Origin of the sequence: Phytoamicus setariae (assembly GCF_016722925.1) — a bacterium.
Classification (GTDB): Bacteria; Pseudomonadota; Alphaproteobacteria; order Rhizobiales; family Rhizobiaceae; genus Rhizobium_E; species Rhizobium_E setariae.
Map to the genome: position 1 here is coordinate 260,007 of NZ_JAEQNC010000003.1, position 25,174 is coordinate 285,180.

At 60.1% G+C, this 25,174-nt stretch carries 23 protein-coding genes and 1 other RNA gene; 15 read left to right on the forward strand and 9 right to left on the reverse strand.

Annotation, left to right across the window (positions count from 1 at the left end; genetic code table 11):
* Positions 1 to 4: 4 nt before the first annotated feature.
* The 3 genes from JJB09_RS06500 to bcoG form a co-directional block, all read right to left on the reverse strand.
* Positions 5 to 1,165 (reverse strand): acyl-CoA dehydrogenase family protein, encoded by a 1,161-nt coding sequence (locus JJB09_RS06500; protein WP_201654902.1) that lies wholly within the window; start codon positions 1,163 to 1,165, stop codon positions 5 to 7.
* Positions 1,166 to 1,393: 228 nt separating this feature from the next.
* Entirely contained in the window at positions 1,394 to 2,884 is a 1,491-nt protein-coding gene (locus tag JJB09_RS06505; RefSeq protein ID WP_201654905.1) for a carnitine 3-dehydrogenase, read from the reverse strand.
* Between the two features lie 187 nt (positions 2,885 to 3,071).
* The gene (gene bcoG / locus JJB09_RS06510; RefSeq protein ID WP_201654908.1) at positions 3,072 to 3,974 is read right to left on the reverse strand and encodes a 3-dehydrocarnitine:acetyl-CoA trimethylamine transferase BcoG; all 903 of its coding nucleotides are present in this window, start codon (positions 3,972 to 3,974) and stop codon (positions 3,072 to 3,074) included.
* 108 nt (positions 3,975 to 4,082) lie between these two features.
* Here bcoG and JJB09_RS06515 point away from each other — a divergent pair, with 108 nt between their 5' ends.
* The 4 genes from JJB09_RS06515 to JJB09_RS06530 all read left to right on the forward strand — a co-directional run bounded on the left by JJB09_RS06515 (position 4,083) and on the right by JJB09_RS06530 (position 7,500).
* The gene (locus JJB09_RS06515) at positions 4,083 to 5,051 is read left to right on the forward strand and encodes a GlxA family transcriptional regulator (RefSeq protein ID WP_201654911.1); all 969 of its coding nucleotides are present in this window, start codon (positions 4,083 to 4,085) and stop codon (positions 5,049 to 5,051) included.
* Positions 5,052 to 5,226: 175 nt separating this feature from the next.
* Positions 5,227 to 6,639 (forward strand): aminotransferase, encoded by a 1,413-nt coding sequence (locus JJB09_RS06520; RefSeq protein ID WP_201654914.1) that lies wholly within the window; start codon positions 5,227 to 5,229, stop codon positions 6,637 to 6,639.
* 75 nt (positions 6,640 to 6,714) lie between these two features.
* Entirely contained in the window at positions 6,715 to 7,161 is a 447-nt protein-coding gene (gene ybgC / locus JJB09_RS06525) for a tol-pal system-associated acyl-CoA thioesterase (protein ID WP_201654917.1), read from the forward strand.
* 111 nt (positions 7,162 to 7,272) lie between these two features.
* Entirely contained in the window at positions 7,273 to 7,500 is a 228-nt protein-coding gene (locus tag JJB09_RS06530) for a hypothetical protein (RefSeq protein ID WP_201654920.1), read from the forward strand.
* A gap of 105 nt (positions 7,501 to 7,605) precedes the next feature.
* On the opposite strand, the gene ssrS is transcribed toward JJB09_RS06530, so the two are convergent.
* The 3 genes from ssrS to JJB09_RS06540 form a co-directional block, all read right to left on the reverse strand.
* A non-coding RNA gene (ssrS, locus tag JJB09_RS27100) (6S RNA) lies at positions 7,606 to 7,760 on the reverse strand.
* Positions 7,761 to 7,825: 65 nt separating this feature from the next.
* On the reverse strand, positions 7,826 to 8,197 hold the full coding sequence (locus JJB09_RS06535) for a cell division protein ZapA (protein WP_201654922.1): 372 nt from the start codon (positions 8,195 to 8,197) through the stop codon (positions 7,826 to 7,828).
* A gap of 26 nt (positions 8,198 to 8,223) precedes the next feature.
* Positions 8,224 to 8,496, reverse strand: coding sequence for a DUF4164 domain-containing protein (locus tag JJB09_RS06540; protein WP_425523689.1), 273 nt, complete (start codon positions 8,494 to 8,496; stop codon positions 8,224 to 8,226).
* A gap of 325 nt (positions 8,497 to 8,821) precedes the next feature.
* On the opposite strand from JJB09_RS06540, the gene tkt reads away from it, so the two are divergent.
* From tkt to JJB09_RS06565, 5 genes are all read left to right on the forward strand, one after another.
* Positions 8,822 to 10,798, forward strand: coding sequence for a transketolase (gene tkt / locus JJB09_RS06545; protein WP_201654928.1), 1,977 nt, complete (start codon positions 8,822 to 8,824; stop codon positions 10,796 to 10,798).
* Positions 10,799 to 10,874: 76 nt separating this feature from the next.
* Positions 10,875 to 11,876 carry a type I glyceraldehyde-3-phosphate dehydrogenase gene (gene gap, locus JJB09_RS06550; protein WP_201654930.1) on the forward strand — a complete coding sequence of 334 codons (1,002 nt, stop codon included), beginning with the start codon at positions 10,875 to 10,877 and terminating at the stop codon, positions 11,874 to 11,876.
* A gap of 253 nt (positions 11,877 to 12,129) precedes the next feature.
* Positions 12,130 to 13,923 carry a potassium/proton antiporter gene (locus tag JJB09_RS06555; RefSeq protein WP_201654933.1) on the forward strand — a complete coding sequence of 598 codons (1,794 nt, stop codon included), beginning with the start codon at positions 12,130 to 12,132 and terminating at the stop codon, positions 13,921 to 13,923.
* A gap of 89 nt (positions 13,924 to 14,012) precedes the next feature.
* Positions 14,013 to 15,212 carry a phosphoglycerate kinase gene (locus JJB09_RS06560; protein WP_201654937.1) on the forward strand — a complete coding sequence of 400 codons (1,200 nt, stop codon included), beginning with the start codon at positions 14,013 to 14,015 and terminating at the stop codon, positions 15,210 to 15,212.
* A gap of 69 nt (positions 15,213 to 15,281) precedes the next feature.
* Positions 15,282 to 15,734 carry a hypothetical protein gene (locus tag JJB09_RS06565; RefSeq protein WP_201654940.1) on the forward strand — a complete coding sequence of 151 codons (453 nt, stop codon included), beginning with the start codon at positions 15,282 to 15,284 and terminating at the stop codon, positions 15,732 to 15,734.
* A 7-nt stretch (positions 15,735 to 15,741) separates the two neighbouring features.
* On the opposite strand, the gene JJB09_RS06570 is transcribed toward JJB09_RS06565, so the two are convergent.
* Positions 15,742 to 16,503 (reverse strand): creatininase family protein, encoded by a 762-nt coding sequence (locus tag JJB09_RS06570; protein ID WP_201654943.1) that lies wholly within the window; start codon positions 16,501 to 16,503, stop codon positions 15,742 to 15,744.
* 80 nt (positions 16,504 to 16,583) lie between these two features.
* Between JJB09_RS06570 and JJB09_RS06575 the strand changes: the two genes are divergently transcribed.
* The 4 genes from JJB09_RS06575 (at position 16,584) to JJB09_RS06590 (ending at position 19,732) form a co-directional block, all read left to right on the forward strand.
* Complete coding sequence (locus JJB09_RS06575) at positions 16,584 to 17,090, forward strand: MarR family winged helix-turn-helix transcriptional regulator (RefSeq protein WP_201654946.1); 507 nt, start codon at positions 16,584 to 16,586, stop codon at positions 17,088 to 17,090.
* A gap of 125 nt (positions 17,091 to 17,215) precedes the next feature.
* Positions 17,216 to 18,238 carry a LacI family DNA-binding transcriptional regulator gene (locus tag JJB09_RS06580; RefSeq protein ID WP_201654949.1) on the forward strand — a complete coding sequence of 341 codons (1,023 nt, stop codon included), beginning with the start codon at positions 17,216 to 17,218 and terminating at the stop codon, positions 18,236 to 18,238.
* Positions 18,239 to 18,250: 12 nt separating this feature from the next.
* Positions 18,251 to 19,198 (forward strand): 2-hydroxyacid dehydrogenase, encoded by a 948-nt coding sequence (locus JJB09_RS06585; RefSeq protein WP_201654952.1) that lies wholly within the window; start codon positions 18,251 to 18,253, stop codon positions 19,196 to 19,198.
* A 129-nt stretch (positions 19,199 to 19,327) separates the two neighbouring features.
* Positions 19,328 to 19,732: a hypothetical protein gene (locus JJB09_RS06590; protein WP_201654955.1), complete on the forward strand. Its 405-nt coding sequence runs from the start codon at positions 19,328 to 19,330 to the stop codon at positions 19,730 to 19,732.
* Positions 19,733 to 19,747: 15 nt separating this feature from the next.
* On the opposite strand, the gene JJB09_RS06595 is transcribed toward JJB09_RS06590, so the two are convergent.
* Positions 19,748 to 21,367: a DHA2 family efflux MFS transporter permease subunit gene (locus tag JJB09_RS06595; RefSeq protein ID WP_201654958.1), complete on the reverse strand. Its 1,620-nt coding sequence runs from the start codon at positions 21,365 to 21,367 to the stop codon at positions 19,748 to 19,750.
* Positions 21,368 to 21,470: 103 nt separating this feature from the next.
* Positions 21,471 to 22,691, reverse strand: a complete 1,221-nt coding sequence (locus JJB09_RS06600; protein WP_201654961.1) for an HlyD family secretion protein — start codon at positions 22,689 to 22,691, stop codon at positions 21,471 to 21,473.
* 138 nt (positions 22,692 to 22,829) lie between these two features.
* On the opposite strand from JJB09_RS06600, the gene JJB09_RS06605 reads away from it, so the two are divergent.
* A complete protein-coding gene (locus tag JJB09_RS06605; protein WP_201654964.1) occupies positions 22,830 to 23,510 on the forward strand; it encodes a TetR/AcrR family transcriptional regulator in 681 nt (226 codons plus the stop codon).
* Positions 23,511 to 23,715: 205 nt separating this feature from the next.
* Positions 23,716 to 25,170: a glutamate--tRNA ligase gene (gltX, locus tag JJB09_RS06610; RefSeq protein WP_201654967.1), complete on the forward strand. Its 1,455-nt coding sequence runs from the start codon at positions 23,716 to 23,718 to the stop codon at positions 25,168 to 25,170.
* The last annotated feature ends 4 nt before the right edge of the window (positions 25,171 to 25,174 follow it).

Below are 25,174 nucleotides of genomic sequence, written 5' to 3' on the forward strand. Positions count from 1 at the left end.
AGTCTCACGCCCCCAACGGGCGCAACAGATCGCGGCTGATGATGTGGCGCTGGATTTCGCTCGTGCCGTCCCAGATCCGCTCGACGCGAGCATCGCGCCAGAAACGGGCGAGCGGCAGGTCGTCCATCAGGCCCATGCCGCCATAGATCTGGATCGCCTCGTCGGTGACCCGCGCAAGCATTTCCGACGCGTAGAGCTTGGCGGAGGCGATTTCACGGTTGGCAGGGAGCTTCTGGTCGAGCCGCCATGCGCCCGCCAGCGTGAGCCAGTCGGCAGCATCGATCTCGGTGATCATGTCGGCAAGCTTGAAGGAAACGCCCTGGTTGGCGCCGATCGGCTTGCCGAACTGCTTGCGCTCTGCGGCGTAAGGCAGGGCCATCTCGAACACGCGGCGGGCGCGGCCGACGCAGTTGGCGGCCACGGTCAGACGGGTGCCGTAGAGCCAGTCGTTGGCCAGATCAAAACCCTTGTGCACTTCGCCGAGGATCTGCGCCGACGACAGCCGGCAATCATCGAAATTCAGGATGCAGTTCTTGTAGCCGCGATGCGAGACGGAATCATAGCCGTCGCGGATTTCAAAACCCGGCGTGCCGCGATCGACGAGGAAGCAGGTGATCAGCTTCTTCGGGCCCTTCGGCGTCTGCTCTTCGCCGGTGGCGATAAAGACGATGACGAAATCGGCGATGTTGGCATGCGAAATGAAGTGCTTGGTGCCGTTGACGATCCAGTCCGAGCCATCCGGCTTGGCAAAGCACTTCATGCCGCGCACGTCGGAGCCGGCGCCCGGCTCGGTCATGGCCAGCGCATCGAACTTTTCGCCCTTGGTGGCCGGGATCAGGTAGCGTTCGCGCTGTTCGGCGTTGCAGCCCATCAGGATGCCGGACGGACGGCCGAAGAACACTGTCAGCGCCATCGAGCCCCGGCCGAGTTCGCGCTCGACCAGCGTGAAAGTCAGGTGGTCGAGGCCGGCGCCGCCGACATCTTCGGGCATGTTGCATCCGAAGAAGCCGAGCTCCTTGACCTTGCGGGCGATTTCCTGGCCCATCTCGGGCGGCACGAAGCCCTGCTTTTCGACTTCGTCCTCGAGCGGATGAATTTCGGTTTCCACGAAACTCCGCACGGTGTTGACGATCATGTCCTGTTCTTCGGTCAATCCGAAATTCATGGAGTGGTTCCTCCCTAGATCCAAGTTTCAGGGCGACGCGAAGGCCCCCTCATCCGGCGCTTTGCGCCACCTTCTCCCCGAGGGGGAGAAGAGGGTGATTGTTGCACCCTCTCAATTCATTCATGGCCTGGAATTTCAGGCAAGGCAGATAGAGCGAACTCCCTCTTCTCCCCACCGGGGCGAAGGTGGCGCGAATGCGCCGGATGAGGGGGCGACGCTTGCGCTAACTCAGCCCTTCTTCTGCCCCACATGCCGCCCAGCGCCTTCCGGCAGCGCCAATCCCGCATGTGCATCGATCAGCGGCTGCAGCTTGGCCAGAACGGCGGCGAGCGGCGGTACCGACTTGCCCTCTTTCGAGGACACATGCAGCATCAGGTGTTCGCCGGTGGCGAGCAACATGTCGTCAGAGGCGCGGTAAAGCCACATGAAAGTGTGCAGCTTCTTGCCATCGCCTGGCAGGATCTGCGCCTTGACGTAAAGCGCCTCGCCCAGCTTGGCCTCATCGAGCATCCGCACATGGTTTTCGACAGTGTAGTAGCTATGACCCTCTGCGACATAATCCATGTCCACGCCGATCAGGCGCAGCAGCGCGTCGGCGGAATCGGCGAAGCACTGGCTGTAGCGGTGTTCCGTCATATGGCCGTTGTAATCGACCCAGGACGGGTGGACTTTGGCATCGAGCAGCTTGATCGGCTCATTGCTGGCCTTGGCTTCCGGCTTCGGCGCATTCTTCCAGAGATGCTCCTCGAATTCGGAGAGCAGCTTGCCCGCACCCCAGCCCTGACCGCCATTACTGCCCTTGAGAGTCTGCATGATGCCGACGAGATTTTCGTCGCGAATGCGCTCGAGTTCGCGAAAGCCATAGGCGCCAGACTGGGCGTCGGACTGGCTGGCAATCTTGTCGACCAGTTCGTCTGTAAGATCCACCACATCCATCAGCTTGGTCCACGGCCAGGAGAGGCACGGACCGAACTGTGCGATGAAGTGGCGCATGCCGGCTTCGCCGCCAGCGATGCGATAGGTTTCGAACATGCCCATCTGCGCCCAGCGCATGCCGAAGGAATAGCGGATCACGTCGTCGAGCGTCTCGGTGTCGCAGATGTCGTCCTTGATCAGCCACAGGCCTTCGCGCCAGACGGCTTCGAGCAGACGGTCGCCGACGAAGGCTTCGATTTCCTTCTTGAGGATGACGCCCTTCATGCCGATCGGCGCGAGCTTTGCCTTGGCTTCCTCCAGCGTCGCCTTGCTGGTCTTTTCACCGCCGACAAGTTCGGCAAGCGGCAGCAGATAGACGGGATTGTAGGGATGTGCGACGAACATCCGCTCGGGGTGCTTCATGTCGCGCTGCAACTCGGTCGGCATGATGCCCGATGTGGACGAGCCGATCAGCGCCTTGGGGTCAGCCGCCGCGTCGATCTGGGTGATGACATTGCGCTTGAGCTCGATCCGTTCCGGAACGCTTTCCTGGATCCAGTCGGCGCCATCAACGGCTTCCTCAATCGTCTTGCAGAAGGTCAGTTTCCCCTTCGGCGGCAAGGGCGCCATGGTCAGCATCGCGTAAGCGCGCTCGGCATTGGCCATCACTTCGCCGATGATGCGCTGCGCTTCCGGATGCGGATCGAACATGTTGGTGTCGATGCCGGCGAGCACGAAACGCGCTGCCCAGGCGCCACCGATGACGCCTCCGCCGATACAGGCTGCCTTGTTGATTTTGGTCATGGTTGTTCTACCTAGGTTTAAGACCCCGCCCCAAACCCCTCCCCACAAGGGGGAGGGGCTTAACTTGCCGCCCCATATCAATTTAAATCGACATTTCAGCTTGCAGTGCGCTCAGTTTTTGGCGCGGGCAGTTGATGCAGATTAAGCCCTCCCCCTTGTGGGGAGGGTTTGGGCGGAGTGTTTCTTATTACCGCTTGGTCAGCTTCAGCTTCTTGCGGACTTCTTCCGGGCCGATGATCTTGGCGCCCATGCCTTCGATCACGCCGACGGCCTTTTCGACCAGCTGTGCGTTGGTGGCCAGCACGCCCTTGGAGAGATAGAGATTGTCCTCGAGACCGACGCGGACATTGCCGCCGGCGAGGATCGACGCCGCCGGATAAGCGAGCGCATTGCGACCGATGGAGAAAGCCGAGAAGGTCCAATTGGACGGGACGTTGTTGACCATTGCCATGAACGTGTTGAGGTCATCGGGCGCACCCCAAGGAATGCCCATGCAGAGCTGGATCAGCACCGGATCCTCGATCAGGCCCTCTTCCACCAGCTGCTTGGCAAACCACAGATGGCCGGTGTCGAAGGCTTCGATTTCCGGGCGGACGCCGAGATCGGTCATCATCTTGGCCATGGCGCGCAGCATCGACGGCGTGTTGGTCATGACGTAATCGCCGAGCGAGAAGTTCATCGTGCCGCAATCGAGCGTGCAGATTTCCGGCAGGCATTCGGCGACATGGGAAACACGCTCGGTGGCGCCGGCCATGTCGGTGCCTTGCTCCTTGAGCGGCAGCGGACGTTCGACATCGCCGAAAATCATATCGCCGCCCATGCCGGCGGTGAGGTTGAGCACCACGTCGACATCGGCGGAACGGATACGGTCTGTGACTTCCTTGTAGAGGTCGTTGCGGCGGCTGGCGGCGCCGGTTTCCGGATCGCGCACATGGCAATGGACCACGGCAGCACCCGCCTTGGCAGCGTCGATGGCCGATGCGGCAATCTCCTTTGGCGAACGCGGCACGTGCGGGGATTTGCCGGCGGTATCGCCCGAGCCGGTTACGGCGGCGGTGATGAAGACTTCGCGGTTCATGTTCAGTGGCATTGGAAAATCATCCTCCTCGGATCTACTGGCGCAATTAAGTTGCAGACTCGATTGCTTTGCTTTTCATTTTCGGCAATATTCTATACATAATCGGAGCCATGCTCTCTCATGTTTGACGCACCGCAGCATTCCATCGAGTTCGATATTCTGGCTTTTCCCGAGACGACGGTGATCCTGCTGGCCTCGGTGATCGAACCCCTGCGCGCCGCAAACCGCATCGCCGGCGAGACTTTGTACCAATGGCGCCTGCTCAGCCCGGATGGCAAGCCGGTGGAAACCACCGCCCAGATCGATATTCCGGTCGACGGTGCTTTTCACCCGGACAAGGACGCACGGCCGCTTTTCGTGGTCTCCAGCTACAATTGGAAAAAATACAGCACGCCGGCGATGAAGATGGCGCTGTCGCAAACCGCGCGGCACCGTTCGATGATCGCCGGCATCGAATCCGGCACATGGCTGCTGGCCGAGGCAAGCCTGCTGGACAACCACCGCGTGACGCTTCACTGGGAGGATCACGACGACTTCTCGGCGCGCTTCCCGCAGATCGAAGTGATCAAGGAACGCTTTGTCATCGACCGCAAGCGGATGACCAGCGGCGGCTCCATTCCGACACTCGACCTGATGCTCGAGATCATCCGTCGACGGCAAGGCTATTCGCTGGCGCTCGAAGTATCGCGATCCTTTCTCTATGAGCGCGATGGCGGTGGGCTTGACCTCCTGCCCTCACCCTCAGGCACGCTCGGCCATCTGGACAAGCGCCTCAATGCCGCCGTGCGCCTGATGGAGGAAAGCGTCGACCAGCCGCTTTCGCTGGAAAAGCTTGCCCGGCGTTCGGGCCTGAGCGCCCGGCACCTGCAGAGCCTGTTCAACGAGGCCTTCGGCGTCGGTCCGCACGTGCACTATCTCGCACTCCGGCTGAACGCCGCCCGACGCCGGGTGATCGAAACCCGCACTTCGTTTGCCGACATCGCCGCCGCCACCGGCTTCAACTCGGCCTCGGCCTTCTCGCGATCTTACAGGGCGCAATTCCGGGAAAGCCCTTCCGAGACCCGCAAGCGCCTGCTCCGCAGCGGCTGAAGGCCACCCTGCAAATTTGGGTGTTAGCCACGATGGCCGCGACGAATCCGCATTGCCAATTTCCGGCCATTCTGCGATATTGACTGAACGCACAATCAATATAAATTCGATAAATCAATATAAAACATGATGTTGTGCGAAAACGCCAAAATGCAGAAACTGACAGGAGGGCATCATGGCTGCAAAACGGGAAGAGATGGAATTCGCCGGCAACACCCCAAACGCTGTCGAAGCGATTGCTGAAAAACATCTCGTGCAGCCTTGGCCAGTGTCCGAAACGATCGGCGCCGAAGCGCGCGGCTTCATCGAAAGCGGCGACGGCATCTACGTCACCGATGCCGAGGGCCGCCGCTTGATCGATGGCCCCGCGGGCATGTGGTGCGTCAATGTCGGCCATCGCAACAAGGAACTGTCGCAGGTCATGTACGACCAGGCGATGGCGCTGTCCTACAATTCGCCGTGGTACACGACCAACGAGCCTTCGGCGCTGCTTGCAGAACGGCTGGCCGGCCATGCGCCGGAGGGCGTGGGACACGTGTTCTACACAACCGGCGGCTCTTCTGCAGTCGAGACGGCGTTGCGCTTCATGCAGTTCTACAACAATGTGCGTGGACGCCCGGAAAAGAAGCTGATCGTTTCGCGCGAAGGCGCTTACCACGGCTCGACCTATCTTGCCGCCTCGATGAACGGCCGGCCGCGCGATCATGACTGGATGGACAGCGCCAAAGAGCAAGTGATCAAGCTCTCCTGCCCCAATCCCTTCCGCCGCCCCAAGGGCATGACGCTGGAGGCCTACACCGATTTCCTCATCGAGGAATTCCGCGCGACGATCGAAAAGGTCGGCGCCGACCGGATCGGTGCCTTCATCGGTGAGCCGGTCATGGCCTCGGGTGGCGTCATCGTGCCGCCGCCGGGCTATCTGCCGCGCATGCGCGCACTTTGCGCCGAGCACGAAATCCTGTTCATCGCCGACGAGGTGGTGACCGCGTTCGGCCGGCTTGGCCACGTCTTCGCCTCCAAGGAGGTGTTCGGCATCGAGCCCGACATGATCACCTTTGCCAAGGGCGTAACCTCGGGTTACTTCCCACTCGGCGGGGTGATGATCCGTTCGAAACTATTCGAGGATCTGCGTCAGTCCAACCACAACGACGCGATGTTTGCCCACGGCCTGACCTATTCCAGCCATCCGATCGGCTGCGCGGTCGCGCTCAAGAACCTCGACATCCTCGAAGACGGGCTGCTGGCGGAGACCCGCGCCATCTCGGATCATTTCCAGTCGCGACTGAAGGCGCTGGAAGAGCTGCCACTGGTGGGCGAAGTGCGCGGACTTGGGCTTATGGCGGGCATCGAATGCGTTGCCGACCATGTCAGCAACAATCCGCTGACGCTCGATCTCGAAGTGGGCAAACGCATTGACAGGCATTGCCAGGCGCTCGGCCTGCTGGTGCGGCCACTGATCAACATGTGCGTGATGAGCCCGCCGCTGACCATCAACCGCGATCAGATCGATACGATGGCGGAAATCCTGCACAAGAGCATCGCGTTGACGCAGGATGAGTTGGTGCGTGAAGGGTTGTGGAAGGGTTGATGACAAGGCCGGGGCTTGGCCCGGCCATTGGAAAGTCGTAAGCGGTTCGTCGGCGAAGCATTTAGAGAAGCGCGTATGAACCAGCAGAGCGTTCCCCTTTCCGGTACCCTCACGTCCGAAGGCCATGTCCTGACCCAGCGGGTCTATTACGAAGACACGGACTTTTCCGGCGTTGTCTATCACGCCCGCTACCTGCATTTCCTCGAGCGCGGCCGCACAGACTTCCTGCGTTGCCTTGGCATCGAACAGGGCAAGATGGCTGTCGCCGAGGGCAATCTCGTCTTCGTCGTCCATCGTATGGAGATCGACTTCAAGAGCCCAGCGCGGATGGACGACGTGCTGACGATCCGCACCGTGACCGAAAAGGCCGCTGGCGCCAAGCTGATCCTCGACCAGGAGATCCGCCGGAATGACATGCTTCTGATCGCCGCGCGAGTGATCGTTGCCGTCATCAACGCCAATGGGCGACCGCAGCGCCTGCCCTCGGCCCTGGTCGAAAAGTTCACGCATCCGGCGGAATAGAGCCGTCATACGGCTGTTACGGCTGTAACAGCATTATCGGCCCCTTCATGCGACAACGGTTTCAACAAGCGGCGAGCCGCCAGAAAAAACCAGGGATGAAGGAGGGTTCCGATGCGTATTGTCACCATGGCCGCGATTGCCACATCGATCGTTGCGGGCGCAGCATTCGCGCCGGCCGTCGCCAGTTCGTACGGCCCTGCCAACGACCAGCTTCCGGCGGTGGTTCGTATCGCCGATGAATGGAACACATCCAGCACGCCGACCTGCCGACTCAAGAGAAGCTGGGGCCAGGACTACAGCGGCAAGCCATATCTCAGGAAAGTCCGCGTCTGCGCTTAACCCCCCGTTCACCGAGGCGCAGCCGCCCAGAAGCCCGGTCCTCCGCCCTGCTGGACCGGGCTTCGCCCGTTTCCGGCAAAGCCGTGGCATTGGAGAATGGGGAAAGTGCGATCCACACAACCGGTGGGTGGTTCGATCCCTGGTGCCTACAAAGTAGGTGGGTTCCGTGTGCGCCAGCCCACAGGCCGGAACAGGGACAGCTCCCTTTAGATCGAGTATGGCCCGGGAAAATGTTACCCTGTCGAGAGGCGCAGACCGCAACTCCTATATAGACTGCCGAAGACCAAAGCGGAAGGCCATGACTGCATTTTTCGCAACGCGAAGTTCAGGACGTTTCCGGGGTATCATTCAACTTGGCGGAAATTGCCCGAACCTGAGACGCAAGCTCCGTCAGAACGCTTGCGACAGCCTCGTCATTCCTTTCGGCGGTCGTCGCCAAACCCTCGCGATGACGGCGATGCCCTTCGAGTTCGGCTTCAAGCGCCGCCTTGGCCCGATGTGCCTCCGAAAGCTCATCCATGATCATGATCGCCGCCATGACCGTCACCCTGAGATCGCCGATTTCGCCGAACTGGGACTTGAGGTGGCCGACATATTGATCGAAATTCTGCGCGAGACCGGTCAGATGCTCTTCCTGGCCCTCTTCGCAGGCCATTCGATAGGCCTTTCCGTCGATCGTCACCGTAACTTGAGCCATACTTTACTCGTTCACCAGAGCCTTGATCAGCGGTCGAGAACCGCGCGAATGGTTTCCATGGCCGTCACCAGCCGCCGCGACACCTCGCGGTTGACTTCCTCGAGCCGGTTGGCCCGAAACTCCGACTGGTCGAGTTCCTGAGCGAGCCGCGAGCGGTCGGCGTGGGTGCGGCGAACCTCGCCCTCCAGCTCGGCTGAATCGCGCTCGCGCTCAAACCTCATGTCGATGGCATGGTCCAGCTCGCCAAGCGCCTGGCGGAGCTGATCGATTGCTGCTGTGACTGCGACTCCTGCTGACATTGTCCCCGTCATCCCGAAGCAGGCGAATCGCAGCCGCCCCGCTTGTGCTGTCTAAAGCAATAGTATGGGAAGGCTGCCACTTCAGTCAATCAACCAAAGCGCCGCAAAATCAGGCTATTCTGTGGAAGAGTTGGAGTCTTGCATTGAATTTGCGAAAACCCGGCCGTTGAAACCGGCTGCGTGCACCGCATGAAATTTGTCGGCGGCACGCCCAAAGCCTCAGTGATTTTATTGACTCAGCGCCGCCAACTGCTATGTGTCGCCTGCTTTGACGGCAGTCGCAATCAGGCTGCCGACCTGAAACTACGGAGCCGGCGACAAAGATATGATATCACGCGACACACACGACCGGATGGCGAATGCTATCCGATTTCTGGCCATGGATGCGGTGGAAAAGGCAAATTCCGGCCACCCCGGTCTGCCTATGGGCGCAGCCGACGTGGCGACCGTGCTGTTCACCCGCTACCTGAAGTTTGATCCGAAGGCACCACACTGGGCCGACCGTGATCGCTTCATCCTGTCTGCCGGCCATGGCTCGATGCTGCTCTATGCACTCCTCTATCTGACAGGATATGAGGACATGACCATCGAGGACATCAAGGGTTTCCGCCAGCTGCACTCGAAGACAGCCGGCCATCCGGAATACGGCTATGCCGATGGCATCGAGACGACCACAGGCCCGCTCGGCCAGGGCATTGCCAACTCGGTGGGCTTTGCCTTCGCCGAACGCAAGCTGCGCGAGGAGTTCGGCGCCGATCTGCAGGATCACTACACCTATGTGATCGCCGGCGACGGCTGCCTGATGGAGGGCATCAGCCAGGAAGCTATTTCGCTGGCCGGCCACCTCAAGCTGAACAAGCTGATCGTCTTCTGGGACGATAACAACATCACCATCGATGGCACTGTCGGCATGTCCGACTCCACCGACCAGCATGCACGTTTCCGTGCCAGCCACTGGAATACGATTGCCGTCGACGGCCACGATCCGGAAGCCATCGCAGCCGCGATCGAAGAAGCCCACAAGTCCGACAAGCCAACCCTGATCGCCTGCAAGACGACGATCGGCTTTGGCTCACCGAACAAGGCCGGCACTCACAAGGTGCACGGCTCTCCCCTCGGTGCAGACGAAATCGCCGCGACGCGCGTTGCGCTCAACTGGCCGTCGCCTGCCTTCGAGATCCCGCAGGATATCCTCGACATGTGGCGCCAGGCTGGCAGCCGCGGCGCTTCGGTGCACAAGGAATGGGCGAACCGCCACGCCGTTGCCAGCAAGAAGGTCGAATTCGACCGCCGTTTCGCGGGTGATCTGCCGGCGGCACTGGCTCCGGCTATTTCCGCCTACAAGCAGAAGCTTGCCGAGACCAAGCCAACCGTTGCGACCCGCAAGGCATCGGAAGATGCGCTGGAAGTCATCAACGGCGTGGTGCCGGAAACGATCGGCGGCTCTGCCGACCTGACCGGTTCCAACAACACCAAGACCAGCCAGACAGCATCGATCACACCGACAGACTTCTCCGGCCGCTATGTCCACTACGGCATTCGCGAGCACGGCATGGCTGCTGCGATGAACGGCATGGCGCTGCATGGCGGTCTGATCCCCTATTCGGGCGGCTTCCTGATCTTCTCGGACTATTGCCGTCCGTCGATCCGGCTTGCGGCGCTGATGGGCATCCGCGTCATCCATGTCCTGACCCACGATTCCATCGGTCTTGGCGAAGATGGCCCGACCCACCAGCCGGTCGAACAGATGGCCGCACTGCGCGCCATCCCGAACCTAGTGATGTTCCGCCCGGCCGATGCAACCGAAACGGCGGAATGCTGGCAGGTGGCACTGGAATCCAAGGGACATCCATCGGGCATCGCGCTGACCCGCCAGAATCTGGCGCCAGCACGCACGACCTACTCGGAAGAAAACCTCTCCGCCAAGGGCGCCTACGTCCTGCATGAGGACGCCAGTGCCCAGGTGACGATCTTCGCTTCCGGCTCGGAAGTCGAAATCGCCGTCAAGGCAAGGGAGCTCCTCGCCGCCAAGAACATCGCCGCTCGCGTCGTCTCTGTCCCGGCCTTCGAACTGTTCGATGCCCAGACACCAGAATACCAGGCATCCGTGATCGGCAACGCCAAGGTGAAGGTCGGCATCGAAGCCGCCATTCGCCAGGGTTGGGATCGCTTCATCGGCACCGACGGCATCTTTGTCGGCATGAAGAGCTTTGGTGAATCGGCTCCGTACAAGGAACTCTACAAGTTCTTCGGCATCACCCCGGAAGCGGTGGTCGATGCCGTCAGCGCCAAGCTCGCCTGATCATGCGCAGGGCCGGCGCCATGCCGGTCCTCGCCCCCAGTGAATGTTACGCAGCTTTTAAGCGGGAGAATACAGAATGGCTATCAAGGTTGGCATCAATGGCTTTGGCCGCATCGGCCGCAACGTGCTTCGGGCAATCGTCGAATCCGGTCGCACCGACATCGAAGTCGTCGCCATCAACGATCTGGGTCCGGTGGAAACCAACGCCCATCTTCTGCGCTACGATTCGGTGCATGGCAAATTCCCGCACACAGTGACCGTCGCCGGTGACACGATCGACGCCGGCCGGGGCCCGATCAAGGTCACCGCCGTGCGTGATCCAAAGGAACTGCCCTGGGCCAACGTCGATATCGCGCTGGAATGCACGGGTATCTTCACGACCAAGGAAAAGGCGTCGGCACACCTCGCCAACGGCTCCAAGCGCGTGCTGGTTTCGGCGCCTTGCGACAACGCCGACAAGACGATCGTCTTCGGCGTCAACCACAACGCCCTGACCAAGGACGACATCGTGGTTTCCAACGCCTCGTGCACGACGAACTGCCTGGCACCGGTCGCATACGTGCTGAACAAGGCATTCGGCATCGAGAAGGGTTACATGACCACGATCCATGCCTATACCGGCGATCAGCCGACGCTGGATACGATGCACAAGGATCTTTATCGCGCTCGCGCGGCCGCGTTGTCGATGATCCCGACCTCGACCGGTGCCGCCAAGGCCGTCGGCCTCGTGCTGCCGGAACTGAAGGGCAAGCTCGACGGCTCGTCGATCCGCGTACCGACCCCGAACGTCTCGGTCGTCGACCTCAAGTTCATCTCCAAGAAGAGCACCACGGCTGAGGAAGTCAACGCCGCCATCAAGGCCGCGGCTGAAGGCGAACTGAAGGGCATCTTGGCTTATTCGAACGAGCCGCTGGTCTCGATCGACTTCAACCATGACAGCCATTCGTCAAGCTTCGCTTCGGAGCAGACGAAGGTTATCGATGGCAATCTCGTGCGTATCCTCACCTGGTACGACAACGAATGGGGTTTCTCCAACCGCATGTCGGATACGGCCGTCGCGCTTGGAAAACTGCTTTAATTCTTCCTCCGGGACCAGTCATCGAGGGGCGGACCAAAAGTCCGCTCCTTTTTTGTTTTCTGCTGTTGCCAGCCTTATTCTTGTCCATATAATTCATCATTGATTTGCGGCCGGCATTCGTTTTCCGGTCTTCTTATATTGCCGCACGCAGCCGGAAATACCGGCGGCGTTACGGAATCAACAATCAATAAATTTGTTCAAGGCGACCGGATATACTGCTCGCCATGATCGGCGCGTGGGGAAAGGGCGAGTTTTGGATTCGTTTTATCTTATCTTACTTGTTTTCAGCTCGCTGATTTTGCTTGCCGCATTTTCATCTCTTCTTGCATTCCGCTTCGGCGCCCCTCTTCTTCTTCTTTTTCTTTCCGTTGGGCTGATCGCAGGCATCGATGGCCTCGGAATCGATTTCGACGACAACAATGCCGCCTACAAGCTGGGCTCTGTGGCACTGGCCGTAATTCTGTTCGATTCAGGTTTCGGCACGCATATAAAGGCGTTCAAGGTGGCTGCGTTGCCCGCCATGACGCTCGCCACGATCGGCGTACTCATCACGGCAAGCCTGTTTGCCTTTGCTGCCACCTGGCTACTTGATTTTTCCTTGCTCGAAGGGCTGCTGCTCGGCTCGATCGTCGCATCCACCGATGCCGCTGCCGTGTTCTTCCTGCTCCGGATTTCCGGAATCAACATCCGCGACCAGCTTACTTCGACGCTCGAAGTCGAATCCGGCACCAACGATCCGATGGCGATCTTCCTGACGGTGACACTCGTCGGATTGGTGACCGCCGGAAAAGGCCTGAGCGGCTTTGATGGCGGGGTCCTGTTCTCCTTTGTCAAGGAAATGGGCATCGGCCTCGTGTTCGGCCTGATCGGCGGCTGGCTGATCGTCGCGGCCGCCAACCGCTTTGACCAGGACCGTGGGCTGACTCCGATTCTGGTTCTGGCGCTCGCGCTGCTGGTGTTCGCGATTACAGGCACCGTCCACGGCAGCGGCTTTCTGGCCGTGTATGTCGCGGGACTGGTTGCCGGTAACCGTGAGCTCCAGCAGAAGCTTGCGATCAAACGTTTCCAGGACGGAATGACGTGGCTCGCCCAGATCGTCATGTTCGTCATGCTGGGCCTGCTGGCCACGCCCTCGCAGTTCGACGTCATCATCATTCCTGCCATCGCACTTGGCCTGTTTCTCATTTTCATCGCCAGGCCGCTGGCGATCTGGCTGTGCCTGCTGCCGTTCGACTTCGCCCAGAACGAGATCAAGTTCATCGCCTGGGTGGGCTTGCGCGGCGCGGTCTCCATCCTGCTGTCCATCCTGCCCATTCTGAGCGGCATACCGACAGGCCAGACCTATTTCAACATCACCTTCATCATCGTACTCGTGTCACTGCTGTTACAGGGCTGGACGATCAAGCCGGTGGCCAAACGGCTGGGCCTGCTGATACCCAAGCAGACCGGCGAAGTGGACCGGCTGGAAATCGACCTGCCGCGCGCGGCCAACCACGAGCTTGTGTCTTATCGCGTCATACCTGACAGTCCGGTGGTCAAGGGCGCGCGAATTCCACGCTGGGCGACTCCCTCGCTGGTTATCCGCGACGGCCGCTCGCTGCGGTATCAGTATGCCGGCCGCCTGCGCGAGAACGACCTGGTTTATGTGTTCGTCACGCCCACCTTCATCCATCTGCTGGACCGGCTGTTTGCCAACCGCGCCGAGCTGGACGCGGAGGACGAAGAATTCTTCGGCACCTTCGCGATCTCGCCGGCGCGTCCGGCGAGGGAACTCGATGCGGCCTATGGCCCGGGGCTGCTGCTGGAGACGGAAAAAGGCATGAGCGTCGGCGACATGATGCTCGCGCGGCTTGGTGGCAAGGCCGACTATGCGGACCGGGTCAGGTTCGGATCGCTGATCCTGATCGTGCGCGACATCGATGACAACAACCACATTTCTTCGGTCGGCGTCTCGATGGAGGCCGTCGAGCCTCCCAAAACGCTACCGGTGTTCCTCAACATCAGGGAAATTTCCGAGCGTATCCGCAATCGTTTCACCCGCGCCTGAGAACGGACAAAGGCAAGGCTTGCGTCGACGGCGCACCGTCGTATATTCGCGCCGGAATCTCCCATCCCTCTCAGATACGGATACAAGTCATGCCGTCCTTCAAGACCCTCGACGACCTCAACGACATCACCGGAAAACGTGTTCTGGTCCGCGTCGATCTCAACGTGCCCGTCAAGGACGGCAAGGTGACGGACACGACCCGCATCGAGCGCGTGGCACCGACGATTACCGAACTGGCCGACAAGGGCGCAAAAGTGATCCTGTTGGCGCATTTCGGTCGCCCCAAGGGTGGACCAGAAGCAGAATTCTCGCTGTCGATCGTTGCCCCTTCGGTTGAAGCGGTGCTGGACCGCCGCGTTCATTTCGCCAGCGACTGCATCGGCGACGCTGCCGCCAAGGCCGTCGCTGGGCTCGAAAACGGCGAGGTGCTGCTGCTCGAGAACACGCGCTTCCACAAGGGCGAGGAAAAGAACGATCCGGACTTCGTGCGAGCACTCGCTGCCAACGGCGACATCTATGTCAATGATGCGTTTTCGGCTGCGCACCGCGCCCACGCCTCGACCGAAGGCCTTGCGCATCTTCTGCCCGCCTATGCCGGGCGCACGATGCAGGCAGAACTAGAAGCACTGGAGAAAGGCCTCGGCCAACCGAAGCGCCCCGTCGTGGCAATCGTCGGCGGCGCCAAGGTCTCCAGCAAGATCGACCTGCTCAAGAACCTCGTCAAGAAGGTCGATGGGCTGGTGATCGGGGGCGGCATGGCCAATACGTTCCTGGCCGCCAAGGGCATCAATGTCGGCAAATCGCTCTGCGAACACGATCTGGCGGACACAGCACGCGAGATCATGGCGGAAGCAGCAAAGGCCGGTTGCGAGATCGTACTGCCGGTTGACGGTGTCGTGGCCCGTGAGTTCAAGGCAGGCGCCGCCAACGAAGTTGTCGCCATCGACAAGATCCCAGCCGATGCCATGGTCCTCGATGTCGGCCCGGCATCGATCAAGGCCGTCAACGCCTGGATCGGCAAGGCCGAGACGCTTGTCTGGAACGGCCCGCTTGGCGCTTTCGAAATCGAACCGTTCGATACCGCCACGGTTTCGGCCGCCAATCATGCCGCAGAGGAAACGAAGGCCGGCAAGCTGGTGTCCGTTGCCGGCGGCGGCGATACCGTTTCCGCACTCAATCATGCCGGAGTGGCCGATGACTTCTCATACGTCTCCACAGCTGGCGGTGCATTCCTCGAATGGATGGAAGGCAAGCCTCTTCCGGGCGTTGACGTCCTTTCGGCCAAGTAACGGCAGCAAGGCTTGAGAAGGGGCGGGTAAACCCGCCCTTTATCGGTGCAACAACACGGAAAGAGCGGCATGAACAACGGTTCGGGCGTATCGTTATGGCTGATCGTCCTGCTGGTCATCGTTGTCTGGCCGCTCTTCGTGTTTCTCCTCTGGTCAGCCATCTTGTGGTTGATGTCAAAATTCGGCGGTTGGGACCGGCTGGCGAAGCTCTATGCGGCCCCAAGCAGTCCTGTGGACGGCAAGCGCCTCTCCTCGGTATCGGGCATGATCGGACTTGCCCGATACAACAGGATACTGACGGTCACACCGACGAGCGAGGGATTCCATCTCGAAGTCCGGCGCGTTTTCCGTTATCGCCATCCACCGCTCTTCATCCCGTGGCCGGATGTCCACAATGCGCGCAAAGCCTCATTCCTGAACTGGGGCTATGTCGCCTTCGAAATCGGCGCGCCGCCTGTCGCGCGAATGAAGTTGCAGGAAATTGCCTTCGATGGTGCGCCGGTGACAATCTCCCCGCGATAAGCCCAGGTCACCTGAGAATCGACATGTCGAACTTCGCGACATCGTCGATCAGCTCCACAAGCCCCGTGACGGCGTGGGCAATCAGCTTCTCGCCTTTCTCGGCCGTCGCCGCCGACGCCTTGCCCGCCGCTCCATCCTCATTCAAGTCGCGCATCTTCCAGCCGAAAGCGTGCGGACCGTAAGCCCTGAGATGGATGTAGTCTCGGGCGAAATCGCTTTGCCGCGACGGGAAATCCTTGAGCTCGGAAAGCAGCACCTTGTCGGGATGCAGCGCCAGCATGACCGACGTCTCGATATCACCGCCATGGATATCCATCGCCTTGTCTTCGGCGGAGATTACCCCTGGCGGAACGCCGAAACGCGTCCAGCTGGTCGCTACGCACAGCATGTTGAAACGAATGCGCGCCTCGGTTGCCACAATGGTCAGCAAGGGCGAGTTGCCGCCATGGGCATTGAGCAGAACCAGCTTGCGGATGCCGCTCGACGCGAGGTTTTCAGCGATGTCGATCCAGCCCTCGATGGCCTTATCCCATGACAGCGACCGCGTTCCTTCCCGGTCCGCATGTTCAACCGAATACCCGATCGGATCCGCATCAAGAAAAACCGCATCGATATCCGCCGGCAGAGCAGCTTTCAATCGCTCGGCAATCCCTTCGACAATCAGCGTATCGGTTTCCAGCGGCAGGTGCGGGCCATGATATTCATGCGCGCCCAGCGGCAGGATAGCGATCGTTTTTGTGTTATCGCCCTCTGGCGTCTGGCCATTCATTGCTAACAACTTCCCCTTGCCAATCCGATGGGTATAACGTCATACAGTCAAAGCAACTTGGAGCAAGGCCCGGAGCGCAAATGGTCAAGAAGGACAAGCCGAGCAAGAAGGTCAAGACCGAGAAACCCAAGGAACGCTTCGCGCACGGTGTTTTGCAGTCGGAAATGACCCGGGCGGCACGCTCGATGCGGACTTTCCTGACCCACTCGCTGTCTGCCAGCGGCATCTATGCCGGCCAGGATGGCGTGATCTTGGCGCTTGCGCAAGCGGAGTCATTGACAGCCGGGGCAATCGCCGGACAACTGGGTGTCAAGCCACCGACGATGACGCGAACACTTGCGCGCATGGAGGCCCAGGGATTCGTGGCCCGCTTGCCGGGCGACATCGACGGTCGCCAGATGCGAGCGACGCTGACAGAGGCCGGACGGCAGCACGTCGGCGCCATCGCATACGCCGTCAAGGCAACAGAGGCTTTTGCGCTTGCCGGGCTGACCGAAAAGGAAATCCGGCAATTCGGCAAGGTACTGAGAAAGATCAATCAGAATTTCCAGGCAGACGGCGAAGAAGCGGAGGTAATTGGTGAATAAAGAACGCCCCGGGTGCGCCTACATGTTGCAGAGCGGCTATTATATGATACCTCAATCGATTTAGAAATTGCGAACGGTCCCGCGACCAGCGGCGCGGGAGATCGGTATTCGCGGCGGGAGGCTGCATGGCCCAGAAGATTAAACTATCGACGATCGCCGAAACGCTCGGCGTATCGACGGCCACCGTTTCGTTGGCGCTGCGGGACAGCCCGCTGGTCGCCATCACCACTCGCGACAAGATCAAGGAGCAGGCCCGCGCGCTCGGATACATCTACAACAGACGCGCCGCGAGCCTTCGGACATCCCGCTCGGGCATTATCGGCGTCATCGTCCATGACATCATGAATCCGTTCTACGCGGAAATCCTCAAAGCGATCGAAAGTGAACTCGACCGCAGCCAGCATACGTTCATTCTTGCCAACCATTACGATTCCGTCGAAAAGCAGCGCAACTTCATCGAAACCATGCTGCAGCTTGGCGGCGACGGCATCATCATGTCACCGGCGATTGGCACGCCCAGCGAAGATCTGGAGCTTGCAGAGGAAAATGGTATGCCGGCCATTCTGGTGGCGCGTACCATCGACAACGTCAACCTTCCCGCATTCCGCGGCGACGACACCTACGGCATCTCGCTGGCCACAAACCATCTGATATCCCTGGGCCACAAGGTGATTGCCATGGTCGGCGGAACCGACCAGACCTCTACGGGTCGCGACCGCTATCAGGGCTATGTGAACGCATTGAGAAAGGCCGACATCGAAGTCCTGCCCGAACTCAGGATCTCCGGCCCCCGGACACGCCAGGGCGGGTTTGAGGCAGCGGTCAACTTCCTGTCCTTGCCGCTGCGTCCAACCGCTGCGGTTTGCTGGAACGACCTGGTTGCTATCGGCCTGATGAACGGCATCGCGCGGGCGGGCCTGCTGCCCGGCGTCGATATTTCCGTGACGGGATATGACGATCTCGAGGAAGCCTCGATCGCCACGCCCGCGCTGACCACGGTCTGGAATGGCCAGTCGGAAGTCGGTCGCCTCGCCGCCCGCGCGCTCCTCGACCGCCTTGCCGGCAGCCATGAGCCGGACGGCCTGCACCTGATCAAGCCGGAGATGCGCATCCGCCAATCCTCCGGCCCCATGAAACCCAGGAAATAACGGTATTTTCCAATGACGACAGTTCTTCTGGTTGGCAAAGCCCATCCACGTTTTCGCGAGCGCCTCGCGCCCCATTTCGATCTCATCGAACTGCCAACCGCCGATCCTGCCGACATCACCCCCGAAATGGCTGGGAGGACCCAAGGCGTCACGACTTTCAACCAGATGACGCCGGCGCTGATCGATGCGCTGCCGAATCTGAAGATCGTCGCCAATTTCGGCGTCGGCTATGACGGCGTCGACGCAACCTATGCAGCGTCCAAAAATGTTCTGGTCACCAATACGCCGGAGGTGCTCGACGAGGAAGTCGCCGACACGACGATCGGCCTGTTGCTCAACACCGTCCGTCTGCTGCCCCAGGCGGAAAACTACCTCCGCGCCGGAAAATGGGTCAAGGAAGGCGCTTTCCGGCTGTCTCCGCTATCGCTGCGTGGCCGCCATATCGGTATGTACGGCATGGGCCGTATCGGCCAGCAGATCGCACGGCGACTGGAAGCCTTCAACGTCAAGATCAGTTACCATACTCGCTCGCCCAGGAAGGACGTGCAGTACGACTACCACGCCTCGCTCAAGGCGCTTGCCGAAGCGGTCGACACGCTTGTCTGCATCGTGCCGAAAACGCCCGACACCCGCCAGACGATCAACACCGAAATCCTCGGGGCACTCGGCAAGAACGGCGTGCTGATCAATGTCGGCCGTGGCTGGACGGTGAGCGAGGACGATCTTGCCAAGGCGCTGGAAAACGGCGTGATCGCAGGTGCGGGCCTCGATGTGTTCGAGGATGAACCGAACGTTCCGGAAGCCTTGATGAAGTTCGACAATGTGTCTCTGCTGCCGCACGTGGCGTCAGCATCGGTCGTCACCCGAAACGCCATGGCCGACTTGGTTTGTGACAACCTGATCGCATATTTCGAAGCAGGCAAGCCGATCACACCCGTGCCGGAAACGCCGGTGAAATAGGCGCACCTAAATTACCGACGAAGAATTAACCATATTCGCATATGCGTTAACCTTCCGGCAAGTTTTGCGCCGCATGATTCCATCACGGTGGCAGGTCATCCGATCTGCCGATGTGGTATGGAGCCTGCAATGAAATTTCGAGCGCTTGGCCTTGCGGCAATCGCCGCAGGCTTCGGATATCTGATCTTGATGCCGGACGACAAAGCGGCAACCGACCCCGTGGTCTCCTCCTCCGTCAACAGGTCCAGCGAAATCGAGTATACCGTGTCCAACATGGAGAGCGGAACCGCCTGCCTGATCGATCAGGGCAGGAGCGTTTCGGCGCGCTCGCATGAAATCAAGCCGGGCAAGGACTGCGAAGCTGTGTGGCCAGGTTTGGCAGCGGCACGCAACTGGACGCAGAACGACGACGGCACGGTCGTCCTGACCAACGCCAACGGCGAGGCGATCCTGACACTCGGACTTGGGGACGGCGTGGATTTCGAACCACTGGAACCCGCCAACGCCGTACTCGCCATCAACGTCGTTGGCTGATCCGTATTCCTGATATCAGTGACCGCCGCCTGCTGCCGCGCCGACCGGCTTGGGCTTCGACAGAAGCATGGCCATGAATACCAGGCCCGCAAACAGGATTGTCAGCAGCGTGAAAACGTCGATGAACGACTGCAAATAGGCCTGCTGCTGGACCATTCCCATCATTTTCTTGATGGCAATCTGGGCACCGTCCATGCCGCTGGCATTGTATTTCGCGGTCAGGTTGGCAATCATGTCCATCGCCTCCGGATTGGCGAAGTTCACATGCTCGGCCAGACGTGAGGCATGCACGGCCGTTTGCTGGGTCAGCAATGTATTGATCAGGGCCAGCCCAACCGCGCCACCGAGATTACGCGTAAGATTGAACACACCCGAGGCTCCGCGGATGCGATCGACGGGCAGTGTGCCCAATGCAACGTTGTTGATCGGCACCATCGCCAGCATCATCGAGCCGCCACGCAGGATCTGCGGAACAAGCAGTTCCCAGAAATCCCAGTCGGCAGTCATATGGCTCATCTGCCAAGTGCCCAGGGCAAAGCCCCCGAAGCCGATCATCATCATAAACCTAGGATCGAGCTTGTTCGACAGCATGCCGGCGACCGGCGCCATGAAAAACATCGTCAGGCCCGAGACGAACATGGTTTCGCCGATCATCAGCGAATCATAGCCCCGTATGCGGCCGAGAAACAGCGGATAGAGATAGGTCAGCCCGTAAAGGCCGATACCCATGACGAACGAGAACAATGACCCGAAGGCGAAGTTCCGGTTGGTGAAGGCACGGAGATCGACGATAGGAAAGTCCAGCGTCAAGGCACGATAGAAAAAGACGACACCGCCAATCGTCGCCGCAACCGCGCAATAGACGATGATTTCATCATCGAACCAGCCCTTGATGTTGCCTTCTTCCAGGAAATACTCGAGCGCGCCGAGGAAAACCGCCAGTGCAAGCAGGCCCCACCAGTCGAATTTCTTCATCAGGCTGTATTCCGGCTTGTCGAAATCGATCAGCGTCCAGGTGGTGATCGCGACGATGATACCCGGAATGACGTTGATGAGAAAAAGCCAGTGCCACGAAAACAGGTTGGTCAGATAACCGCCAGCCGTAGGGCCGATGGTCGGTGCCAGCGTTGCGACGAGACCAATGATCGGCGAGACGATGTTGCGCTTCGAAGGCGGAAAGATCGTGAAGGCCGCGGCAAACACCGAGGGGATCATGCCGCCGCCGATAAAGCCCTGGATGGCGCGGTAAATGATCATCTGGTCGATGTTGGTCGCGGTGGCAGCGAGGATGCTCGCCGCCGTAAATCCAGCCGCCGATACCGAAAACAGCACGCGGGTGGAGACAATTCGCGCCAGCGTTCCCGAAAGCGGGATCATGATGACTTCTGCGATCAGGTAGGAGGTCTGGACCCAGGCGATTTCATCATTGCTGGCGCTCAGCCCCGCCTGGATTTCGGCCAGTGAGGCAGAGACAATCTGGATGTCGAGAATCGACATGAACATGCCGAACACCATCGCGAAGAAAGCGATGACGCGCCGCGTGGTCAGTTCAGGTGCGGCATGCGCCGCCTGTGAGACGGCCGACCTTGCCGGGGGGACCTTTACCGAGGTCACGGATGCTGTTGTGGCCGCCATGGCGGAGCTCCCTGCCGTCGCATTCGGGCGGCCAAAACAAATTCTGGTTTCGAATGGCGTCGCTTCCGCCGCGGCGGCGAACGGAGATGACGCAAAATCTGCCTTACTGGGCGGCCGCGACCTTAGCGCCTGCCGAATGGCCGGTGCGGCTGTCGATATCGACGATAACAGACAGCCCGGCGCGCAGATGACCGTCCTCAAACGCGCTCTTGGGGAGCGCGATCCGGACCGGCAGGCGCTGGATCACCTTGGTGAAGTTGCCTGTCGCATTCTCCGGCGGCAGCAGCGAGAAGACCGAACCCGACGCCGGTGCTATCGATTCGACCCTGCCCTTGATGACGTGGTCTTCGATGGCATCGACATGGATCGAGACTTCAGCGCCCGGCTTGATCCAGGCAACCTGCGTTTCCTTGAAGTTCGCCTCGATGTAGAGCTGATCGACAGGAACAAGTGCCGCAAGCCGCTGGCCAGGAGAGACGAGGTCGCCGGTCTGAACCGCAAGATTGCCAATCACGCCGTCGAACGGAGCCTTGAGCACGGTAAAGGAAAGGTCACGCTCTGCCTTAGCCTTGGTCAGTTCGAGCGAGCGGATCTCGCTCTCGGCTTCGGCGCGCTGCGCGGAGACGACGGCGATATTGGCGTTTGCCGATGCGATCGCGGAGTCCGCACCGATCAAGTTTGCCTTTGCCTGGTCGAGTGCGACCTCGGCGTTGTCGCGGTCGGCAATGGTGCCTGCGGATTTGGCTGCCAATTCGGTAGTCCGCGCGGCGGTGATCTGGGCGCCACGAAGCGTGGCTTCAAGCGCAGTCTTCTGTGCGCGGGACTGGGCAAGCGCTGCTTTCGACGCCTCGATTTGCGCGTCGAAACGGACCAGCGCCAGCTTCTGGGTGGCAATCGATGCCTCGGCCTGCTCGGCTGCAATGCTGTAGTCGCCATTGTCGAGCGTTACCAGCACATCGCCAGCCTTGACATGCTGGTTGGCAACGACGTTGACCTTAGAAACATAGCCCGTCACCTTCGGCGCGATGTTGGCGATGTCGCCTTCGACATAGGCGTCGTCCGTGGAAACCATGAAGCGGCCATCTGTCCACCAGGCTTGACCGTACCACGCACCGCCGGCGAGTGCCGCCAGAACGATTGTCGGCAGGACAATCCGACGGGCAAACCCCTTCTTCCTGGGTTTGTTGGCAGCAGGGGCTTCCGCGACTTGGGGGCGCGCCGCCGGAGCTTCCATGGTGATCGGCGCTTCGCTTTCGGCGGAAGCTTCCGTGTTCTCATCGTCGACTGCGCGCATCTTGACGCTGCTGCTTGTTGACCTTGCCATCTCAGAGGCTCTCCGCATTACGGCACAAAAACCAATCGAACCGAACGGTTCAGTTCGAGTTGACATATGCCCTTTTCTGGCCCATATCAAGAGGCATTCGAACCAATCGGTTCGAATCATAGAGTTTAGGAAAATGATATGACTGAATTCGGTGACAGCGCCGATTCAACCAGTGTCGCGAAACCGGAATGTCAGCCTTTCGGCAGACCCGCCGCGGGAGAAGATCCCATCAAGCGGGAACAAATTCTGGACGGCGCCCAATGCATCTTCATGCGGATGGGTTTCGATGCAGCAAGTATGAACGACATCACCCGCGAGGCCGGCGTCTCGAAGGGCACGCTTTACGTTTATTTCAAGAACAAGGAAGATCTCTTCGCAGCGATCATCACCCGACAGAAACTGGCAATCTATGCGTTGCTCGAGGACCTGCTGGCGAAGAAACTGTCCCTCGAGGAGACGCTATACCAGTTCGGCGTGATCCTCGCCACGCATCTGCTTTCCGAAAAAGCCATCCGCGGTCAACGCATCGTGATCGGCGTCATCGACCGGATGCCGGAGCTTGCCAACACCTTTTTTGCGCACGGCCCCAACAGCGGCCCCAACATGTTCGCCAATTATCTGCATAAGCAGGTCGAACTCGGCAAGCTCAAGCCGATGGACGATGCGGTTCTGATTTCGCGGCAGTTCGGCGACCTCTGCCTGGCAGGTCTTTTCCGACCCCGACTATTTGGGGAGATGAAGGAGCCACCGCCAGCGGAACGGATCGAGAAGAATGTCGAGACTGCGGTTCGGCTCTTCATGAACGCCTATGGACGATGAGACCGGCAGGCCAACTCGACAGCTTTTCCTTGACGCGCCAGCCTGAATATGGCCTAAGGCAGCCCTGACGGAATTGGCTCCAGACAGCGCGGTTTCCAGCCGCTTAGGACCGATCTCCCGGTAAAGCACACGCATTCCTTACCCCGATTGCCGCTGACAAAACGTCTGGCCCGGCAATCGCTGCATCATCCTTGGGTCTCAAAAAATGACTTCTTCCGGCGTTCGCGTCCGTATCGCACCTTCCCCCACCGGCGAGCCGCATGTCGGCACAGCTTATATCGCACTGTTCAACTATCTGTTCGCCAAGAAGATGGGCGGCGAGTTCATTCTTCGCATCGAGGATACCGATGCGACGCGCTCGACCGCCGAATTCGAACAGAAAGTGCTCGATGCGCTGAAATGGACCGGGTTGAAATGGACCGAAGGCCCCGATGTCGGCGGCCCCTACGGCCCTTATCGCCAGTCCGAACGCAAGGACATCTACGCGCCCTACGTCGAAAAGATCGTTGCGGCCGGCCACGGTTTCCGCTGCTTCTGCACGCCCGAGCGGCTGACAGAAATGCGCGAGGCGCAGCGCGCCGCCGGCAAGCCGCCGAAATACGACGGCCATTGCCTTAACCTCACCGCCGAGGAAGTGACGTCCCGCATGGCTTCGGGCGAGCCCTCCGTCGTGCGGATGAAGATCCCGACCGAAGGCGCCTGCAAGTTCGTCGATGGCGTCTATGGCGATGTGGAAATTCCGTGGGATGCCGTCGACATGCAGGTTCTGCTCAAGGCGGACGGCATGCCGACCTACCACATGGCCAATGTTGTCGACGACCACCTGATGAAGATCACCCACGTCGCACGTGGCGAAGAGTGGCTGGCTTCGGTGCCCAAGCACATCCTGATCTATCAGTATCTCGGGCTCGAGCCACCGGTGTTCATGCATCTCAGCCTGATGCGCAATGCCGACAAGTCAAAACTCTCCAAGCGCAAGAACCCGACGTCGATCTCCTATTATTCGGCACTCGGCTACCTGCCGGAAGCGCTGATGAATTTCCTCGGCCTGTTCTTCATCCAGATTGCCGAGGGCGAAGAACTGCTCGACATGGACGAGCTGACCGCCAAGTTCGACCCGGAAAACCTCTCCAAGGCTGGTGCGATCTTCGACGTACAGAAGCTCGACTGGCTGAACGGCCGCTGGCTGCGCGAAAAGCTGACGCAGGAACAGTTCCTCGCCCGCATATTCGACTGGGCATCGGAAAACTCCCGCCTGACCGAAGGCCTGAAGCTTGCGCAGTCGCGCATCTCCAAGCTGGGCGAATTGCCGCAATTAGCAGGGTTCATGCTGGCCTCCGATGTCGGCTTGACGCCTGCTTCGTTTGCCGGGCTCAAGACCCAGCCGGCCGAAACCCTCGAGATCCTGCAAACCGTTTCGGCCGATCTCGAAAAGATGATCGAGTGGAACGTCGAGTCGATCGAAGCGGAACTGCGCGCTATTTCCGACCGGATGGGCAAGAAGTTGCGCGTGGTCACCCCGCCGCTCTTCGTCGCCGTCTCCGGCAGCCAGCGTTCGCTGCCGCTGTTTGATTCGATGGCGCTGCTCGGTCGCTCCGTGGTGCGCCAGCGCCTCAAGGTCGCGGCGTCAGTGGTTGCATCGATGGTCGGCTCCGCCTGATAGC

Coding starts and splice junctions, on each gene's coding strand:
- JJB09_RS06505 (WP_201654905.1), bottom strand. CDS start 2,884: ATGACCAAAATCAACAAGGCAGCCTGTATCGGCGGAGGCGTCATCGGT.
- JJB09_RS06580 (WP_201654949.1), top strand. CDS start 17,216: ATGGCCCAGAAGATTAAACTATCGACGATCGCCGAAACGCTCGGCGTA.
- JJB09_RS06530 (WP_201654920.1), top strand. CDS start 7,273: ATGCGTATTGTCACCATGGCCGCGATTGCCACATCGATCGTTGCGGGC.
- gap (WP_201654930.1), top strand. CDS start 10,875: ATGGCTATCAAGGTTGGCATCAATGGCTTTGGCCGCATCGGCCGCAAC.
- JJB09_RS06590 (WP_201654955.1), top strand. CDS start 19,328: ATGAAATTTCGAGCGCTTGGCCTTGCGGCAATCGCCGCAGGCTTCGGA.
- JJB09_RS06520 (WP_201654914.1), top strand. CDS start 5,227: ATGGCTGCAAAACGGGAAGAGATGGAATTCGCCGGCAACACCCCAAAC.
- JJB09_RS06585 (WP_201654952.1), top strand. CDS start 18,251: ATGACGACAGTTCTTCTGGTTGGCAAAGCCCATCCACGTTTTCGCGAG.
- JJB09_RS06570 (WP_201654943.1), bottom strand. CDS start 16,503: ATGAATGGCCAGACGCCAGAGGGCGATAACACAAAAACGATCGCTATC.
- tkt (WP_201654928.1), top strand. CDS start 8,822: ATGATATCACGCGACACACACGACCGGATGGCGAATGCTATCCGATTT.
- JJB09_RS06535 (WP_201654922.1), bottom strand. CDS start 8,197: ATGGCTCAAGTTACGGTGACGATCGACGGAAAGGCCTATCGAATGGCC.
- ybgC (WP_201654917.1), top strand. CDS start 6,715: ATGAACCAGCAGAGCGTTCCCCTTTCCGGTACCCTCACGTCCGAAGGC.
- JJB09_RS06595 (WP_201654958.1), bottom strand. CDS start 21,367: ATGGCGGCCACAACAGCATCCGTGACCTCGGTAAAGGTCCCCCCGGCA.
- JJB09_RS06605 (WP_201654964.1), top strand. CDS start 22,830: ATGACTGAATTCGGTGACAGCGCCGATTCAACCAGTGTCGCGAAACCG.
- bcoG (WP_201654908.1), bottom strand. CDS start 3,974: ATGCCACTGAACATGAACCGCGAAGTCTTCATCACCGCCGCCGTAACC.
- gltX (WP_201654967.1), top strand. CDS start 23,716: ATGACTTCTTCCGGCGTTCGCGTCCGTATCGCACCTTCCCCCACCGGC.
- JJB09_RS06600 (WP_201654961.1), bottom strand. CDS start 22,691: ATGGCAAGGTCAACAAGCAGCAGCGTCAAGATGCGCGCAGTCGACGAT.
- JJB09_RS06540 (WP_425523689.1), bottom strand. CDS start 8,496: ATGTCAGCAGGAGTCGCAGTCACAGCAGCAATCGATCAGCTCCGCCAG.
- JJB09_RS06515 (WP_201654911.1), top strand. CDS start 4,083: ATGTTTGACGCACCGCAGCATTCCATCGAGTTCGATATTCTGGCTTTT.
- JJB09_RS06575 (WP_201654946.1), top strand. CDS start 16,584: ATGGTCAAGAAGGACAAGCCGAGCAAGAAGGTCAAGACCGAGAAACCC.
- JJB09_RS06565 (WP_201654940.1), top strand. CDS start 15,282: ATGAACAACGGTTCGGGCGTATCGTTATGGCTGATCGTCCTGCTGGTC.
- JJB09_RS06560 (WP_201654937.1), top strand. CDS start 14,013: ATGCCGTCCTTCAAGACCCTCGACGACCTCAACGACATCACCGGAAAA.
- JJB09_RS06500 (WP_201654902.1), bottom strand. CDS start 1,165: ATGAATTTCGGATTGACCGAAGAACAGGACATGATCGTCAACACCGTG.